19 protein-coding genes are annotated in these 17729 nt (G+C 67.9%); 10 read left to right on the forward strand and 9 right to left on the reverse strand.

All coding sequences use genetic code 11. The features are described 5' to 3' along the window. Positions 1–20: 20 nt before the first annotated feature. A complete protein-coding gene (locus LX13_RS07580; protein WP_253660737.1) occupies positions 21–1130 on the forward strand; it encodes a dienelactone hydrolase family protein in 1110 nt (369 codons plus the stop codon). A gap of 21 nt (positions 1131–1151) precedes the next feature. Here the strand turns inward: LX13_RS07580 and LX13_RS07585 are convergent, their stop codons facing one another. Further along, positions 1152–1589, reverse strand: a complete 438-nt coding sequence (locus LX13_RS07585) for a MaoC/PaaZ C-terminal domain-containing protein (protein WP_253660738.1) — start codon at positions 1587–1589, stop codon at positions 1152–1154. A 215-nt stretch (positions 1590–1804) separates the two neighbouring features. Here LX13_RS07585 and LX13_RS07590 point away from each other — a divergent pair, with 215 nt between their 5' ends. Further along, entirely contained in the window at positions 1805–2824 is a 1020-nt protein-coding gene (locus LX13_RS07590) for an LLM class flavin-dependent oxidoreductase (RefSeq protein WP_253660739.1), read from the forward strand. A 39-nt stretch (positions 2825–2863) separates the two neighbouring features. Here the strand turns inward: LX13_RS07590 and LX13_RS07595 are convergent, their stop codons facing one another. The 6 genes from LX13_RS07595 to LX13_RS07620 are packed head-to-tail and all read right to left on the reverse strand — an operon-like array spanning position 2864 to position 8280. Next, on the reverse strand, positions 2864–3637 hold the full coding sequence (locus tag LX13_RS07595; RefSeq protein ID WP_253660740.1) for an HpcH/HpaI aldolase family protein: 774 nt from the start codon (positions 3635–3637) through the stop codon (positions 2864–2866). A gap of 12 nt (positions 3638–3649) precedes the next feature. Then, positions 3650–4606: an aldo/keto reductase gene (locus tag LX13_RS07600; protein WP_253660741.1), complete on the reverse strand. Its 957-nt coding sequence runs from the start codon at positions 4604–4606 to the stop codon at positions 3650–3652. Further along, entirely contained in the window at positions 4603–5478 is an 876-nt protein-coding gene (locus LX13_RS07605; RefSeq protein WP_253660742.1) for an ATP-binding cassette domain-containing protein, read from the reverse strand. The genes LX13_RS07600 and LX13_RS07605 overlap by 4 nt, the downstream gene beginning before the upstream one ends. Beyond that, positions 5475–6317, reverse strand: a complete 843-nt coding sequence (locus LX13_RS07610) for an ABC transporter ATP-binding protein (RefSeq protein WP_253660743.1) — start codon at positions 6315–6317, stop codon at positions 5475–5477. Before LX13_RS07610 ends, LX13_RS07605 begins: the two co-directional genes overlap by 4 nt. Before the next feature lie 2 nt (positions 6318–6319). Continuing rightward, the gene (locus LX13_RS07615) at positions 6320–7243 is read right to left on the reverse strand and encodes an ABC transporter permease (protein ID WP_253660744.1); all 924 of its coding nucleotides are present in this window, start codon (positions 7241–7243) and stop codon (positions 6320–6322) included. Beyond that, on the reverse strand, positions 7240–8280 hold the full coding sequence (locus LX13_RS07620) for an ABC transporter permease (protein ID WP_253660745.1): 1041 nt from the start codon (positions 8278–8280) through the stop codon (positions 7240–7242). The genes LX13_RS07615 and LX13_RS07620 overlap by 4 nt, the downstream gene beginning before the upstream one ends. A 330-nt stretch (positions 8281–8610) precedes the next feature. Here LX13_RS07620 and LX13_RS07625 point away from each other — a divergent pair, with 330 nt between their 5' ends. Genes LX13_RS07625 through LX13_RS07645 form a run of 5 tightly spaced genes read left to right on the forward strand, consistent with a single transcriptional unit; the run spans position 8611 to position 15278 of the window. Continuing rightward, positions 8611–10161 (forward strand): ABC transporter substrate-binding protein, encoded by a 1551-nt coding sequence (locus tag LX13_RS07625; protein WP_253660746.1) that lies wholly within the window; start codon positions 8611–8613, stop codon positions 10159–10161. A 29-nt stretch (positions 10162–10190) separates the two neighbouring features. Next, positions 10191–11423, forward strand: coding sequence for a sialidase family protein (locus LX13_RS07630; protein ID WP_253660747.1), 1233 nt, complete (start codon positions 10191–10193; stop codon positions 11421–11423). Continuing rightward, positions 11420–12115, forward strand: coding sequence for an SDR family NAD(P)-dependent oxidoreductase (locus LX13_RS07635; protein WP_253660748.1), 696 nt, complete (start codon positions 11420–11422; stop codon positions 12113–12115). Before LX13_RS07630 ends, LX13_RS07635 begins: the two co-directional genes overlap by 4 nt. A gap of 59 nt (positions 12116–12174) precedes the next feature. Further along, positions 12175–14442: a 4-hydroxythreonine-4-phosphate dehydrogenase PdxA gene (gene pdxA / locus LX13_RS07640; RefSeq protein WP_253660749.1), complete on the forward strand. Its 2268-nt coding sequence runs from the start codon at positions 12175–12177 to the stop codon at positions 14440–14442. A gap of 11 nt (positions 14443–14453) precedes the next feature. Continuing rightward, positions 14454–15278, forward strand: a complete 825-nt coding sequence (locus tag LX13_RS07645) for a DeoR/GlpR family DNA-binding transcription regulator (RefSeq protein ID WP_253660750.1) — start codon at positions 14454–14456, stop codon at positions 15276–15278. On the opposite strand, the gene LX13_RS07650 is transcribed toward LX13_RS07645, so the two are convergent. Further along, the gene (locus tag LX13_RS07650; RefSeq protein ID WP_253660751.1) at positions 15275–15466 is read right to left on the reverse strand and encodes a hypothetical protein; all 192 of its coding nucleotides are present in this window, start codon (positions 15464–15466) and stop codon (positions 15275–15277) included. The two genes, LX13_RS07645 and LX13_RS07650, sit on opposite strands and share 4 nt — an antisense overlap. A 61-nt stretch (positions 15467–15527) precedes the next feature. Beyond that, the gene (locus LX13_RS07655) at positions 15528–16061 is read right to left on the reverse strand and encodes a hypothetical protein (protein ID WP_253660752.1); all 534 of its coding nucleotides are present in this window, start codon (positions 16059–16061) and stop codon (positions 15528–15530) included. Between the two features lie 286 nt (positions 16062–16347). On the opposite strand from LX13_RS07655, the gene LX13_RS07660 reads away from it, so the two are divergent. From LX13_RS07660 to LX13_RS07670, 3 genes are read left to right on the forward strand one after another with little or no spacing between them, the layout of a single operon-like run. Beyond that, positions 16348–16635: a hypothetical protein gene (locus tag LX13_RS07660; RefSeq protein WP_253660753.1), complete on the forward strand. Its 288-nt coding sequence runs from the start codon at positions 16348–16350 to the stop codon at positions 16633–16635. Positions 16636–16671: 36 nt separating this feature from the next. Beyond that, the gene (locus LX13_RS07665) at positions 16672–17097 is read left to right on the forward strand and encodes a hypothetical protein (protein WP_253660754.1); all 426 of its coding nucleotides are present in this window, start codon (positions 16672–16674) and stop codon (positions 17095–17097) included. 28 nt (positions 17098–17125) lie between these two features. Beyond that, entirely contained in the window at positions 17126–17467 is a 342-nt protein-coding gene (locus LX13_RS07670; RefSeq protein ID WP_253660755.1) for a hypothetical protein, read from the forward strand. Positions 17468–17729 lie beyond the last annotated feature (262 nt).

Genomic DNA, 17729 nt, shown 5'->3' on the forward strand with positions numbered 1-17729 from the left:
GGCACCACGGAAAGGTGCTGGTGAAACCCGTCTTTGTTCTGCACGACCATCGGAAACCACGTCCGCATTTCGATCTCCGGCTCGAGCAGGACGGTGTCCTCAGGTCGTGGGCGGTACCGAAGGGGATGCCGACCGACGTCAAGCACGACCGGCTCGCCGTGGCGGTCGGCGACCACGACATGGATCACGCCACCTACACCGACGAACACAAGAGCATCGCCGATCACGGTTGGTGGGACCTCATCGACAGCAACGAGCGACGACTGGTGTTCGAGCTGCACGGTGAGCGAGGGGTTGTCCGATACGCCCTGATCGACACCGGTCGCGACTGGCTGCTGCACCTCACGAAGGATCAGCCGGGCATCAGCGATCCGTACGCTGTGGTCATGGATCTCATCACATTCGAAGCCCCCGGCGGCACCGTCGAAGCCCACGTCGCCACTCCCCCTTCGGGTTCAGGACCCGGCGTGTTGCTGTTCATGGACGCCATCGGTCTCCGGCCCGAGCTCATCACCATGGCCGAGCGCATCGCGTCCTGGGGATACGTGGTGCTCACACCCAACCTGTTCTACCGCGACGGCACCGCTGAGGAACTGATGCCCAAAGGCGACCTGCGGCAGCCCGGTGAGCGGGAGAGTTTCTTCGAGGGCGTCGGACCGCGGATGGGCAACCTGACGACGGACAAGTCGACGGCCGACACAGCGGTGTTCCATCAGACACTGCTCGGGCTCGACGCCGTCGTCGGCGACCACGTCGGGACCGTCGGCTATTGCATGGGTGCGCGGTTGGTGACGCGCTATGCGGGAGCCTTCCCCGACAACGTCGTCGCAGCGGCCGGGTTCCACGGCGGCGGACTGGTCACCGATCAGGCCGACAGCCCGCATCACTCGATCGCCACCGCGCGCGCCGAGTTCGTCTACGGCCACGCCGACAACGACGGTTCGATGCCGCCGGAAGCGGTGCAGGCATTGGGCGCCGCCCTGGATGCCGCCGGTCTGACCGCGACGAACGAGATCTACCCGGATGCGCCGCACGGCTACTCGATGGCCGACACCTCGATGTACCAGGAGGCGGGTGCCGAGCGCAGCTTCACCGAACTCGAGGCACTCTTCGCGCGCACCCTGCGCTGAGTCACGCCGTCGGCGTCCCGATCAGCGTCGGCGCGCGGAGATCTCCATCGTCATCTCGAGCACGGTCCCGCCGTCCTCGACCAGGCGTCCGGTCATCTCCACGCGGGCGCGGTCGGGGTGATGCAGATCCACGACGTCGACGACCATCGTGCCGGTCAGCGTCGTGCCCGGGCGAACGGGCCGCAGGAGTCGGACGTCGCGCATGCCTCGACCGGCGATGGTCGCCCAGCGGTCGAACACCGCGGGGACCGCGAGTCGCTGGAACATGGCCATGGTGTGGATGCCGCTGGCGATGATGCCGCCGAAGAACCCGTCGGCGGCGATGTCGGGGTCGACGTGGAACCCCTGCGGGTCCCACTGCCGGGCGAACTCGATTATCTCGGTCTCGGTGACGACGCAACTGCCCAGGTGCCATTCGGAACCGATCACCAGGTCCTCGGCGTACAAGAGCTCTGACATCGTCGGCGTCCTCGATTCCACATCAGCGCGCGAGCGTGTCCACGCTCCGAGTCAATTGGTATCGGAAGACGCGGGAACCTCGGCGACCAGGGTCGCTCGCCTCCGTCCAACCTGGGTGGTTGCTGATCATCTGGGCCAGGGTTCGACGCCGGCCCGGACGCATGCTTTCAGGCCATTTCTGGAATACAAACGGACCGGGGTCCGTTATGGGGACCATGAAGAACATCGGGTTCCTTTCTTTCGGGCACTGGACGCCTTCCCCGCAGTCGCAAACGCGGTCCGCGGCCGATGTGCTCACCCAGTCCATCGACCTTGCCGTCGCCGCCGAGGAGCTCGGCGCGGACGGCGCCTACTTCCGTGTGCACCACTTCGCGCGCCAACTCGCGTCCCCGTTCCCGCTGCTGGCCGCAGTGGGCGCACGGACGTCCCGTATCGAGATCGGAACGGGTGTCATCGACATGCGGTACGAGAATCCGCTGTACATGGTCGAGGATGCGAGTGCGGCGGACCTGATCTCCGGAGGCCGGCTACAACTCGGTATCAGCCGGGGATCGCCCGAGCAGGTGACCGAGGGCTACAAGTACTTCGGCTACGCGCCCGCCGAGGGTGAGACCGACGCCGACATGGCACGTCGCCACACCGCGGTCTTCCTGCAAGCACTCGAGGGAGAGGGCTTCGCCCGCCCGAACCCGCGGCCGATGTTCCCCAATCCGCCGGGGCTGCTGCGGCTGGAGCCGCACTCGGAAGGTCTGCGGGAGCGCATCTGGTGGGGTGCGGGCACCCGCGCGACGGCGGAGTGGACAGCGCGGCAGGGTATGAACCTGATGAGCTCGACGCTGTTGACCGAGGACACCGGTGTCCCGTTCCACGAGCTGCAAGCCGAGCAGATCCGCGTCTTCCGCAAGGAATGGGAGAACGCCGGCCACGCGTTCACCCCGCGGGTGTCGGTGAGCCGCAGCATCTTCGCCATCACCGACGACCGCGACCGCGCATACTTCGGGCGCGGCGGCACGGAGACGGACCAGGTCGGCCACATCGACGGCGGCATCGCACGGTTCGGGCGGTCATACGCCGACGAGCCCGACAAGCTCATCGAGCAGCTCGCGCAGGACTCGGCCATCGCCGAGGCCGACACGCTGTTGCTGACCGTCCCCAATCAGCTGGGCGTCGAGTACAACGCGCACGTCATCGAATCGATCCTGACCGAGGTCGCACCGGAGCTCGGCTGGCGCTGAGTGACTCGCGCGCACCTCGACGAGACGCGCTGTGACGCCTCAGCCGCGAGCCGCATCCAGATGCGACTGCGACACAGCCTTGAGGTGGGTGAGGTCGGAGGCGACGGTCGCGAGCGTGTAGCCCTCGGCCAGACGCTTGGCGGCCAGCTCGCCCGAGGCGGTGTGGATGCCCGCGGTGATGCCTGCGGCGGCCGCGGCCTCGCGGATCGTCGTCAGCGCGGCCTCGAACTCGGCGTCGACGGCCGGATCGTTGGAGTGCGCGCCACCGACGGCGATCCGCAGATCCGACGGCCCGACGTAGATGCCGTCGAGTCCCTCGACCGCACAGATCTCGGCGACGTTCGCCAATCCCTGCGGCGTCTCGATCATCGCCAGGACGATGGTCTCGTTGTTGGCCTCGGCCGGAACCGGCCCGACCCGCAGCTGCGACCGCATGGGTCCGTACGACCGGATACCCATCGGCGGGTACTTTGCCGACGCCACCGCGGCGGCGGCCTCATCGGCCGAGTTGACGAGAGGGACGATGACCCCGGCCGCACCGGCGTCGAGCGCCCGACCGATCGGGGTGGGGTCGTTGCTCTCCACGCGCACGAGTCCGACGGGCCCCTCGGCGGCATCGATCGCGGTGATGCCGGCGAGCATGCCGGAATAGCCGATCAGGCCGTGCTGCAGGTCGAGTGCGATGTAGTCCCAGCCGACGTGGGCGAGCCACTCGGTGGAGACGGGGCTGTCGATCACCGACCAGTAACCGAGGATCCGGTCGCGGGCGCGGACACGGGCGGCGAAGTCGCGGGCCGCGGTTCTGCGGGTCATCTCGAGGAGCTCCTAGCGGTTGTAGTTCGGCATCGGACCCCGCAGCGCGGCACCGATCTCGTCGCACGCCGTGACGACGTCGGTGGGCAGCGGACCCTTGGCCACGGTGGCGATGTTCGACTGCAGCTGTTCGACTTTCGATCCGCCCAGCAGCAACGACGACGTCGCCGGCTTCGACACCAACCAGCGTAGCGCCAGCTCGACCAGCGGGATCCCGGCGTCGCTCGCGACCGCGGTCAGCGCGGTGATCGCCTCGAACAGCTCGGCGTTCCAGTACCGCTCGCGGTACATAGCGGCCAGACGCGAGTCGCCGAAACGACCCTCGCCGGGCGCCGCCTCGAACGTGTGACGCCCCGTGAGCAGTCCCCCACCGAGCGGGTTGTAGACCATGGTGGCGAGGCCGGTGACCGAGGCGAACTCGACGTACTCGTCCTCGATGCGCCGGGCGATGAGGTTGTAGAGCTGCTGGGCGACAACGGGTCTGGGCGCACCGACCTCGTCGGCGACGTGATTGAGTTCGCCGATCTGCCAGGCCGCGAAGTTGGACACACCGAGTTCGACGATCTTGCCCTCGGCGACCAGTTCGGCGACGGTCGTCAGGGTCTCGTGCAGCGACGCCGCACGGTCGGGCTGGTGCAGGTAGAACAGGTCGACGCGGTCGGTGTCGAGACGACGCAGGCTGGCCTCCACGCTCGCGCGCAGACCCGCCGCCGACAGCGGGGAATGCTCGCCTGCATCGGGATTGGGCATACCCGCCTTGGTGGCGAGGGTGACGTCGTCACGGCGGGTGGCGAGGATCGACGCGAGTAACCGTTCGGACTCGCCGCCGGCGTAACCGTTGGCGGTGTCGATGTGGCGGATGCCTACGTCGAGTGCGGCGTCGACCATCTTCGCCGAGGTGGCGGCGTCGGCGGTGTCGCCGAAGGTCATCGTCCCGAGGACGAGTCCGGACAGATGTGCTGCCGTCATGCGGGGGCTCCTGCTTTCTGCGTGGGGGATGCCGGTCGGGACACGATGTGACGCGGCTTGATGCCGACCATCGTGGTCGGATCGAGCGCGGCCGAGCGCAGCGCCGCAGTGTACGGATTGACCGGTTGGGCGAGAACGTCTGCGGTGACGCCGGATTCGACCAGACGGCCCTTCGACATCACGACGACGGTGTCGCTGATCTCGCGGACGACGCCGAGGTTGTGCGAGATGAAGACGTAGGTGATCCCGGTGTCCTGCTGGATGGACCGGAGCAGATCGAGGACCTGTGCCTGTACCGACACGTCCAGCGCACTGGTCGCCTCGTCGCAGACCAGCAGCTCCGGGTCGGACGCGAGTGCGCGGGCGATCCCGATGCGCTGGCGCTGGCCGCCGGAGAACTCGACCGGCCGGCGGTGGTGCGCCGAGGTCGGGAGACCCACCTGGTCGATGAGTTCCTCGGCGCGACGCGTGCGCTCGGTGCGGCTGCCGGTGCCACGGATTCGCAGCGGTTCGGCGACGATGTCGAGGGCGGTCAGATGTGGGTCGAGAGAGCCGTACGGGTCCTGGAACACCATCTGGATCCGCGAGCGGTACGGGCGCAGCGCCCGTTCGGAGAGCGTCGCGATGTCGGTGCCGTCGAACACGATCCGACCACCGCAGGGGGTGAGCAGACGCACCAGCGCCTTGGCGATGGTGGACTTGCCGCAGCCCGACTCCCCCACGATCGCGAGGGTCCTGCCCCTGTCGACCTCGAACGAGACCGAGTCGATGGCGCGGAACACCCCTGCACCCGTGTGGTATTCGACGGCCAGGTCGTCGACGGTCAGCAGTGGCATGGACTTCTGGGGCGTGGACTTCTCGGGTGCGCTCATACGGGGACTCCGGACGTCTGGGCCCGTGCGGCGGTCGCGTCGGGCAGGCTCCACGGTCCCAGTTGCGGGACCGCGTCGAGCAGTTTCTTGGTGTACGGACTCTGCGGGGTGCGGACGAGTTCGTCGGCCGGCCCGACCTCGACGAAGCGTCCCTCCTTCATCACGTGGATGCGGTCGGAGACCAGTCGTGCCACCCCGAGATCGTGGGTGATGACGAGCATCCCGATCTCGGTGCGCTCCTGCAGTTCCATGAGGAGGTCGAGGATGCTGGCCTGCACGGTGACGTCGAGTGCGCTGGTGGGCTCGTCGGCCACGATCAGCACCGGTGACGACGCGAGCGCCGCCGCGATCAGCACCCGCTGCAGCATGCCACCGGAGAACTGGTGCGGATAGCGGCCCAGCTGCCCCTCGGGATCGGGGATGCGCACCTGGTGCAGGAGCTCGATGCACCGCGCCTTCTGCGCGGCCCGTCCGTGCACGCCGCTGTGCGCGACCGCCTCGCGCAGTTGCGATCCCACCGTGTGCACGGGGCTCAGCGCAGCCATCGGGTCCTGCGGGATCAGCGCGATCTGTCGTCCGCGCACCTCGTGCAACGCGGCCTCGTCGCCCAGCAGGTCGGCGCCACGGAACCGGACCGATCCCGACCGGACGGCGAGGTCGTCGGGCAGCAGACCGAGGATGCCCATCGCGGTCGTGGACTTGCCGGAGCCGGACTCACCGATGATGGAGACGGTCTCGCCGGCGTCGATGCAGAACGAGATGCCGTCGACGGCGCGGATGACGCCCTTGTCGGTGATCAGCTCCACCTGGAAGTCGTCCACCTGCAACAGATTTCCCATGATCACTTGTCCTTTCGACCGAACGGGAAGCGGCGGAGTTTGGGTGCGCCGTCGCGCAGTCCGTCGCCGAGGAGGTTCACGCCGACCACGAGCAGCACGATGACCATGCCGGGCAGCGTGACCAGCCACCACGAGGTGGTGATGTAGTCCTGGCCATCGGAGATGATCCGACCCCAGGTCGCGAACGGCCGTTGCGGGCCGGCACCGAGGTAGCTCAGCGCACTCTCGAGCAGGACGGCCTGGGCAAGTAGCAGCAGGACCACCAGCGACACCGACTTGATGACGTTGGGGATGACGTGGCGCATCAGGGTGGCGACGCTGCCGAGCCCGAGGACCTTGGCTGCAGCGACGTAGGGCTTCTCCCGCTCGACCAGCACGAGTGATCGGGTGAGGCGGGCGATCTCGGGCCACTGCGCGATCGCGATGACGAAGGTGATGACCGGGATGGACGGGCCGAACAGTGCGACCACGAGCAGCAACATCATCAGCAGCGGCAGCGACATCTGCGCCTCGAGGAGACGGCTGATGGCCGCGTCGACCCAGCCGCCGACGTAGCCGGCCAGCGCGCCGAGGACGAGTCCGATCAGTCCGGAGACGATCACGGCGAGGATGCCGATGGTCAGCGATACCTGGCCGCCGTAGAGCACGCGGGCCAGCAGGTCGCGACCGAGCTGGTCGGTGCCGAAGAGGTGGCCGTCGGTGAACGGGGCGAGGCGGCGGTCACCGAGGTTGGTGACGTCGGGGTCGGGGATGGGAAGCACCCGGGCGAAGGCGACCGGGAGGATCACGATCAGCGCGCAGATGCTGCCGATCCAGATCTTCATCCGACTGTCGCGGGTCCGTCGGGTGGCCGCCGAGCGGGCGACGTCCTTCTCGGTGACCGCGCTGGGACGCGGTTCGGTGGGGCGTTCGATGACGACGCTCATTTGCTGGCTCCCTTTCCCAGGCGGACGCGCGGGTCGAGCAGTGGGTAACAGAGGTCGACGAGCAGCTGGACGCCGATCGCCAGGACGGCGGTGACCAGGACGGTCGCCTGGATGAGGGGGTAGTCGCGGGTCTCGAGCGCCCGGACGACGAGCGAACCGACACCGGGCCACGCGAACACGACCTCGACGACCACGACACCGTTGAGCAACGCCGCGAACCGGGTGCCGAGCGCAGTGAGGACCGGGATGGCCGAGTTGCGCATCGCGTAACGCCATGTCAGACGCCGGTCGGTCAGGCCCCGGGCCCGTGCGACCGTCATGTACGGAGAGGCGAAGGAGTTGACCATCTCGCGGCGGACCATGCGCGAGATGAGCGCGATCTGCAGCACCGCGACGGTGACCGCGGGCAGGACCAGACCGGACCAGGAGGTGAAGCCGGCGGCCGGGAAGATCGGGAACACGACGGCGAAGAACGTCAGCAGCATCAGCCCGGTCCAGAAGTCCGGCATGGACTGACCCGCGATGGTCACCACGTTGGCGCCGAGCTCACGGCGGCTGTCGGCATGACGCGCCATCCAGACACCCAGCGGCACGGCGACGACGACGGTCAGCAGGATCGCGGCCACGGCCAGGGTGATCGTGTATGGCAGACGATCGAGGACGACGTCGAGTGCGGGCGCCTGGAACGAGTAGGAGGTCCCGAAGTCGAGCCGGACGACGTCCTTGAGATAGATGAGGTACTGGGTGAACACCGAGTCGTCGAGGCCCATGCTGGTGCGGATCCGCGCCAGCTCGTCCGACGACGCGAGCGGGCCGGCGACCGAGTAGGCCGGGTCGCCGGGCGCCATGCGGATCAGCACGAAGACGGTGGTGATGGTGAGCCAGATGGTCAGGACACTCTGCGCCAGACGCTTGAGGACGTAGCGCAGGGTGGCTGAGCGGAACACCGACTCGACGCCGAAGCCACCGCGGCCGGGCGCCTTCTCCGGTGGCGGTGGTGGCAACTGCACCGCGATGGAGTCCGTCGATGCGCTCATCGATGCACCGCCTGTGAACTCTCGCTGCTTCTCATGGATCCACCTTCTGCCAGAACTGGGCGACGTCGTTGTCTGCACTCATCCACGCGTGCCCCTCGCGAATGATCGGTGTTACTCAGCTCACAATGGCATTACTGCGCGAATTACGCAATACCCGGACCGCTATTGCGCATATCGAGCAGTCTGACGTACTGTCCAGATGTGCTCGTCGTCACATCCGCGACGTGCACGCGCGTCGCACCGACGACGCGACCACGCCTGAGAACGATTGTCCGCGAGAGGTCGACGATGACCAGTTCTGATGTACAGCAGTCCCATTCGAGGACAACCATGTCGCGACGGACCCTGCTGCGCTCCGGTCTCGCCCTCGGCGCCACCGGCCTGGCGATCGGGTCGATCGGCGCATGCGCGACCCCCACGGGCACGCCCGGTCCGCGCACCGTGAGCCTCGCGCTGAACCGCTCCCTGGTCAGCCTGGACAACAAACTGAACCAGTTCGACGCGGCGCTGACCGTGCAGCGCGGGGTGCGCCAGTCGCTCATCACGCTCGACAAGGACCTCAAGCCGCAGCTCGTGCTGGCCGACCGGTTCGAGCTCGTCGCCCCGACGCAGTGGCTCGTCCACCTGCGCCCGGGCACCCACTACTCGGACGGTTCGCCCGTCGAGGTCGCCGACGTCACCACCGCGCTGAAGATGTACAGCGAGGTCGACGGCTCCTTCGTGGGCGGGTTCTTCCCCGAATGGCCGACGGTGGAGCAGGTCGACGGTTCGACGTTCCTGCTCAACACCAACCGCCCGGTTCCCGTCCTGGACTACCTGATGACCAACATCCTCATCACCCCGGCGCGGGCCAACAAGCCCGAGGAACTCCAGAGCGGGCTCGGCTCCGGACCGTACGTCGTCACGTCGTCGGACCGCGGTACCGGCAACTACACGCTCGAGCGCAACGCGAACTACTGGGGCACACCCGCCCAGATCGAGTCGGTGCAGGTGCGTTTCGTGCCCGACGAGTCCAACCGGGTGGTGTCGTTGCGCAGCGGCGAGGTCGACGTGATCGACTCGATCAGCCCCGACGCCGCCGACCAGCTGGCCGGCCTCAAGGGCGTGTCGATCGACCGCGCCGACGGCGTCCGTCTCAACCAGTTGTTCTACAACTTCCGCAAGCCGCGCAACCACCCGTTGGCCGACGCCCGTGTGCGCAAGGCCCTGACCTACGCCATCAACGGACCGGCACTGATCAATCAGGTGATGCAGGGCGCGGCCACCGAGGCCACCGGCGTCATCCCCCTCACGCTCGACGGTGCCATCGAGACCGGCCGATACGTCTACGACCCGGCCCGCACCCGCTTGGAGCTCGCCGCTCTCGGTGTCCGCGACCTCACCCTCAAGTTCATCTGGGAGACCGGCGAATTCGTCGCCGACACCGACATCATGGAGTCGGTCGTGCAGATGCTGTCGGCGGCCGGGGTGCGTGCGACGCTGCAACAGTTCGAGCCCGGCGGCGACATCATGACCTGGCGGCAGGGCAAGGGCGGCGACTGGGACGTCCTGGGCAACGGCTTCCCTGGCCCGACCGGACTCGGCATCACGATCATGCAGGGCATGTTCGCCGGCACCGCGGCCAAGGAGCGCACGCGAGACACCTACCAGGGCTACGTGTTCCCCGAGATCACCGACACCATCACCCAGGCGTCGGAGGCAGTTGACCCGGCCCGTCGCTCGGAGCTGTTGGCGACCGCCCAGAAGCAGGTGTGGGACACCTCGCCGTTCCTGTGGTCGTTCGTTCCGAAAGTCGTTCTCGCACGCCGATCCCGCATCGACGACATCGGTCTGCGGCCCACGAACTCCTACGACCTGTCCGCCGCGGCGCTGCGCGCGTGACCCCGCCCCCGACCCCATCGGAGACCACCATGACGCACTCCACCACCACCGACGTCGGCCCGGTCGACGCCGGCGTCGCCGACGGACGGCTGCGTGCGGTCGGTACCGACGGCCGCCTGGATGCCCTGCTGCCGGCTCCGGCCATCCAGAACCACGCGGCGAACCTCTGTGTCCTGCCCGACGGCTCGATGGCGTGCGTGTGGTTCGCCGGAACCCAGGAGGGCGTCCCCGACATCAGCGTCTGGTTCTCCCGGCTCGATCCCGGATCGTCGCAGTGGTCGGATCCGGTTGCGCTGTCGGACGATCCGAACCGGTCCGAACAGAACCCGGTCCTGCACGTCGTCGACGAGAACGAGGTGTGGCTGCTGTGGACGTCGCAACGCGCGGGTGATCAGGACACCGCCCGCGTGTGCCGCCGCATCTCGTCGGACGGCGGACGGAGCTGGGCCGATCCCACCGTGCTGATCCCCGAGACCGAGGCCGGCGGAGTGTTCGTACGCCAGCCTCCGGTGCGTCTGCCGTCAAATCGTCTACTGCTGCCGATCTTCCACTGCGTCCGCCTCGACGGTCGGCGATGGGTCGGCGACCGCGACTACAGCTCGGTCCTGGTCTCCGACGACAACGGCGACACCTGGCGTGAGGTGACGGTGCCCGGCAGCATCGGCTGCGTCCACATGAACATCGGACGGCTGTCGAGCGGGCGGTTGGTCGCGGTCTACCGCAGTCGCTGGGCCGACCACGTGTACCGGTCGGTCTCCGACGACGACGGCGACACGTGGACCGCGCCGACACCGATCGACGTACCCAACAACAACTCGTCGATCCAGCTCGTCGTCCTCGACGACGACCGACTCGCGATGGTGTTCAACGAGGCCAGTGCGCTCGACGCCACCGCCCGACGCGTCTCCCTCTACGACGAGATAGATCCCGACGGCGGTCTGACCGACCCCGCGGTCGCGGCTGAGGCGGCGACCCCGCTCGACGACGGCGATGCCCGTTCGGCGTTCTGGGGTGCACCGCGCGCACCGATGACCGTGGCGATCTCCGACGACGAGGGCGTCACATGGCCGCAACGGCGGGATATCGAGACCGGTGACGGCTACTGCCTGAGCAACAACTCCCGCGACGGACTGAACCGGGAGTTCTCCTACCCGAGCATCGTCGCGGTCGACGGCACCCTGCACATCGCCTTCACCCGCTACCGGCAGGCGATCGAGTACGTGCGGGTGCCCACCGACTGGGTGAGCGGGGCGCAGCCGTGACCGCGGCGGCGCTGCCCGGGCACGCGATCGTCACCGGGGCCAGCTCCGGGATCGGGGCGTCGATCGTGGCGTTACTGACCAAGTCCGGGTGGTCGGTGACCGGGTTGTCACGCCGACGACCCGAGTTCACCGACGAGCGGTTCACCTGGCAGGAATGCGATCTCGCCGACCTCGACCAGCTGCGTCGGATCGCGACCGAGGCACCCGCCGCGGACGCCGTGGTGCACGCCGCCGGGCTGCAGTTCTCCGCACCGGTAGGGCAGTTGAATCATGCGGACGGCGAGCTCATGTGGCGAATCCATGTCGCGGCCGCACAGGTCCTCGTCGACGCGACCGTCGACCGGATGAGCGACGGCGGACGGATCGTCCTGATCGGATCGCGCACCATGACCGGTGTCGCAGGCAAGAGTCAGTACGCGGCCACCAAGGCGGCCCTGGTGGGCTTCGCCCGGTCGTGCGCCTCGGAGGTGGTCGGTCGGGCCATCACGGTGAACGTCGTCGCCCCCGGGCCGACGGCCACGCCGATGCTCAGCGATCCCGCTCGCAGCGCGACCCCGCCACGCACTCCGCCGATGGGCCACTTCATCGATCCCGCCGAGGTCGCGGCCACGGTCGAGTTCCTACTGAGCCCCTCCGCACGCAGCATCACCGGGCAGACGCTGGTGCAGTGTGCGGGCACCTCGTTAGGTTGATGCGCGTTTCGCGCAATATTGCTATGCTTAATGCACGTTTCGCGCAACAGGAGGTGATGATGACCGCCAGTCCGACCACGCCTGCACCCGTTATCATCGCCGACGACCTCACCGGCGCGGCCGAGACCGCCGCCGTCTTCCTCGGCCGCAGCGGCGGGGTCGAACTGCACCTCGGAGATCACACCCTGCGCAGCTCCGCCGACGGCCGACTGCCCACGCAGGTGGTCGATCTCGGCACGCGCACCTCTGACGAGTCCACCGCGGTCGACGCGCTCGCCCACGCGGTGTCGCTGATCCCGGCCGGCACCCCGATCGTGAAGAAGATCGACTCACTCCTACGCGGCCACGTCGGTGCCGAGATCCATTGTCTCGCCCGGTCACACCCGGTCATCGTGGCCGCGGGACTGCCCGCGGCGCGGCGGGTGGTGCGTGACGGGATCGTCCATGTCGGCGATTCGCCGTTGCACGAGACCTCGTTGTGGGCCGCGGAGTCGACCCCCGCACCGACATCGATCGCCGCCATGGTGAACGGTATCGACCACGTCGTCATCGGTCACGGTCCGCACCGCGCCGAACTGATCGCCGCGGCCTGCCGACGCGGGGTCGTCGCGATCTGCGACGTGGCGACCGACACCGACCTCGACGACATCGTGGCCGCCGCGTCGACCATCCCCGACGTGCGCCTCGTCGGAACATCGGCCCTGGCTGCGGCGGTGGCCAGGACCATGCCCGACGAGGTGACGCCGTCCGCACCGCACGCCGCGTCGCTGCCGGTTCTCGCCGTCGTCGGTACCGCGGACGAGATCAAGATCGCGCAGATCACCGCCCTCGGGGCCGCCGGCATACCGCACATACCGGTTCACGTGGACCACCTGCTCGCCGATCGTGTCGATCTCGATGCCCTCGCCGCCGCACTCGACTCCGGCGCAGCCGTGGTCACGATCGACGGCGAACTGCGCCCCGGCACCACCTCGGGCGTCGCGCGGGCCCTCGCAGCCACCGTCGCCGCACTCGACCTCCGCCGTCGCGCCCATCTGGTGTTGACCGGCGGCGAGACCGCCCGCGCGGTCATCGACGCACTCGGCATCGAATCCCTCCGACCGGTCGGCGAGGTGGAACGTGGCGCCGTCGTCTCGATCACCCCCGACCACCGCATGATCGCCACCAAACCCGGTTCGTTCGGCGACGCCGACACCCTGCGCCGCGTCGTCGACCATCTCCGCTCCCGCAGCGGATCCGACATCGAAACATCCGACAGTTCTCTCGACAGTGAGGTTTGTGCCATGACATCGATCGACGCCGTGACCGCAGTACCCGCGACGTCCGCGGTCCCCATCGTGGCCCTCACGATGGGAGACGGGGCCGGCATCGGGCCCGAGGTGATCGTGCCTGCCGTGCTCGACGCCCGCACCCTGTCGTGGTGCCTGCCCGTCGTCATCGGCGACGCGAAGCGGTTGCGTCTCGCGGCGCAGGTGCTCGGCCTCACCCCGGACATCGTCACGATCTCGACTGTGGCCGAGGCGGAGTCGACACCGGGTCGGATCAACGTCATCGACCTCGACCTGCTGCCCGACGACCTGAAGTGGGGCGAGCTCTCCGCCGTCGCCGGACACGCCGCCTACGAATACATCCGCGTGGCAAGCGAACTGGCCGTGGCCGGCGAGGTGCAGGCGATCTGCACCGCGCCGCTGAACAAGGAGGCATTGCACGCCGCGGGGCACATCTTCCCCGGCCACACCGAACTCCTTGCGCATCTGACCGGTACGGAGGAGGTGTCGATGATGCTCTCGACGCCGAAACTCAAGGTCATCCATGTGACCACGCACATCGGTCTGCTCGACGCGGTCGCCCGGATCGAACCGGGCCTGGTGGAGCGCACGATCCGCCGCGGACACGATGCCCTGCGCCGGTCCGGTGTCGCGGACCCGATCATCGGGGTCTGCGGCATCAATCCGCACGCCGGGGAGAACGGCCTGTTCGGGTACGGCGAGGAGGATCTCAAGATCGTCCCCGCGGTGGAGAAGTTGCAGGCCGACGGCATCGATGCGCGCGGTCCGCTGCCCGCCGACACCGCGTTCTTCCTCGCCGGCCGCGGCGACTACGACCTCATCGTGGCGATGTACCACGACCAGGGCCACGGCCCGGTGAAGGTGCTCGGCATCGAGGCCGGCGTCAACATCACCGTCGGACTCCCGGTCATCCGCACGTCGGTCGACCACGGCACCGCCTTCGACATCGCTGGGACCGGGATCGCCGAGCCGGGTTCGATGGTCGAGGCGCTCCGACAGGCCGCTGAACTGGCAACCAGCACAGTGGCTTTGAAGTAGGGTTCTGGTTCATGGCCCTGCGCGAGTCCGAATCACGACGTGCGGAGATCGTTCGTCAGGCCCGATCCACCGGTCTGGCGGGTGTCGAGGACCTCGCCGTGCAGTTCGGTGTGACCCCCTCGACCATCCGTCGAGACCTCGGCCACCTCACCTCCCGTGGACTCATCGCCCGCACCTACGGCGGCGCGATCGCGATCGACACCACCCACGAATCGTCGCTGCGGCAACGCTCCGTCGAGGGTTTCGACGCCAAACGCGCCATCGCCGCGTGGGCGGCCCAGCAGGTGCAGCCGGGTGAGACCGTCCTCGTCGACGCCGGCACCACCGTCGGCGCGATGGGTGTCCACCTGCGCGACTGCCGGGACGTGACCGTGGTGGCCGCCGGGTTGACCATCCTCGAGGCACTCGTGGAGAGTCCGGAGATCCGCATCGAATGCCTCGGCGGGACGCTGCGACCGCTGACCCAGGGGTTCGTCGGCCCGCTGGCCGAGGCGACGTTGTCGCGGCTCACCGTCGACCGCGCGTTCCTCGGTGCCGACGCGGTCGATGCCCGCTACGGGATCTGCGAGGCCGAGCTGATCCAGACGCGCCTCAAGGAGGCGATGATGGACCGCGCCGAACACGTCTACGTCCTCGCGCACGCCGCCAAGCTCGGCAAACGCCCATTCCACGCCTGGGCGCCGCTGCCGCCGGGGACGACACTGGTCACCGACGCCTCGGCGACAGCCGACCTCACCGACCCGTTCGAGGCGGCCGGTGTCACCGTTGTGAAGGTCCCCCACCGCGAGCCCACCGCAGATCACAACGGCGCGTCCGCAACCTCGGGCGGACGTTAGCTGTCGTCTGGCCAGCGATCGGCGATGTTGTCCCAATGCGCCGCGATGGTGTCGGTGTCGACACCCCGGGCGGCGAGGAATCCGGCGTGGAGACGTCGGGCGTGCGGGCGTGTATCGGGGCGGATGACCTTCATGGCGAACTCGACGGCGGTCAGCGCCTCGACGATGTGTGCTGGTGTCGTCGTCATCGGGACCGTTCCGTAGACCCTGCCCACGTGCGGGGCACGTCGGCGAAAGCGGTGCCTGGCGTTACCTGCGTGAGCGGTAGCCGACGTCGATGTAGGTCCGATCCGGGATCCCTGTCACGGTTGTGTAGAACGTCGCGCCGGGGGTTACCGCGGCTTTGCCGGAGTACTCATCGACCAAGGTCCCCAACGACTTTCCGGTGCGCACGCCGCGAAAGTTTGGCAGCGCGGCATCGAGCGCCGGTTTGAGATTCGCGTCGTGGATAGCCCGGGCCTCGGACTGAGTTGCGGTGATCTTTGCCCCACCGGGAGCCGGCGCGATCGTGAAAGCGGAGGCCACGGGAGCGGTCAGCGCAGCTCCTGCACCCACCAGAACACACGCACCTGCGGTGACGGCGATACGACGTGAGAACGACATAAGGAACATCCAATCTTTGATTAAACAAACGCGATTCGCCGTTGCCGAATCGGAAGCGACGACCCCACACCGCGTTTCGGGTGCGTGTCCCGAAACGCTCACACAATCCTGGCTGCGCCACAACTGGCCTAAGCTGAAAATGGCGTATTTCACACCTCTCTGACCTGCGGCAATGGTCACAATTTGGTCACCGATCGTGCACTTGACCCCCGTCGCCAAAGCCGGCGCTGCTCATCGACAGGGCCGTTAGCTGCGGAAACAGCCTGACGGTGATCCACATCACCGGTCGATACTGTCCCGCACTCGACGCAGGACCGATTGTGTGAGAAACGACGGTGTGTCACTGTTTCTCATCACAACGCCGCTCAGGCGTACAGGCAGACCCGGAGCCGCCGCTTGTTGCACAGCCGATCCGGCGACACAACACCACCATCCACGACCCCACCACCTTCAGGGAGAGCACGCCATGACCTCGACGACACGACGTATCGCCGCTGGAATCGCGGCCGGTGCAGCCGCAGCCGCCTTCACCCTCGCCGCAGCAGGCCCCGCCGCAGCAGGTCCCGGTCCGCAGATCAGCTGTGCCGGCCCACGGTGCACCAACACCGGCGACACGGTCGGCATCGGGTTCGGCACCTACACCTGCCCCAACGGAATCGGATATCCCTCCATCGCAATTGTGTTCCCTCGCAGCACCGCATCGGTGTACCCCGCCAACTGCAACCCCACCGGATTCCCGAACTACCCCCGCTGACAACCCCTCGAATCCCATTCTCAAGGAGAGTTTCTGATGTTGCCTCGCCTGAAATCTGCCGCCAGGTCCGTGATCACCGTCGCTGTGACCACTGGTGTTGCAGTTGCGGTGGCCGCCGGCACTGCCGGATCGGCCTCTGCGGCGCAGTACGTCTCAACCCCTACCGGGGGCGTCATCTGGCTCACCCACGCCGAGACCGTGGCAGCCGCCCGTAGCGGTCTGGCCACCTACATCAGCACCACGCCCGGCGTCGCGGAGCACGTCGGTGTCTACATGCGACCTGATTCGCGGTATCGCCAGGCTCCGCATCGGATCCCAGGCAAGCCTGGGTTGTTCGTCACCGTCCGTACTCAGAATCTCGTTGCCGAGACCGCCGCCCACCCCACGGGGCGCATCGGCATTCTCATCAACACCCGTAACCCGAATGTGCCTGTCACAGTGGCCCAGTACTGGAGCCACTGACCGTCTCTGCAGCTGTAAGGACACGTCGATGACCGCACCCACAGCCTCATCACCACACCGGAACCCGCTCGACGACACCCCTACCGAGCAGCTCACCGCCACCGATATGCCCCGGGTCGGCAACGCCTCGCACAGCGGTGATGGTTGGGGGGTGTGGCCGGTGCTGTGGCGGTGGGTCAGCTTCGTCATCGGCTGTGTCGTGCTGGTGGCGTGTGCGTGGGCGTTGGGAAGCAAAGTCCCGCAGTGGACTCGCGATCACGGCACCATGCTGGTGTTCCTGTGCTTCTTTCTCGTCATGTCGATCGCCGGACGTTGGTTCTGGATGGGTATCGACGCCGCCCTGAACCGCGTCATCGGCGGGCGCGAATGACCCACCTGGCCACGCCCGAACACCCCAGCACCGATCGACCTGGCTCGAGCGCGGGATACACCGTCCGCATGATGGCGGCGGTCTTGGCCGCCATCACCACCGCCCTCGCACTGGCGTGGTTCATCATTGCCGCCACTCCCGCGCCCGCCCACGCTGATGCCCTGTGTGATGCGATGCGGGCCCGTTTCGGTCCCGGCTACCCGTGTATCTCGGTGCCCACCAACACCTTCACCCCCACCGCACCAGCAGCACCCACCACCAC

It is taken from the genome of Williamsia maris (assembly GCF_024171815.1).
In the GTDB taxonomy this organism is placed as follows: domain Bacteria; phylum Actinomycetota; class Actinomycetes; order Mycobacteriales; family Mycobacteriaceae; genus Williamsia_A; species Williamsia_A maris.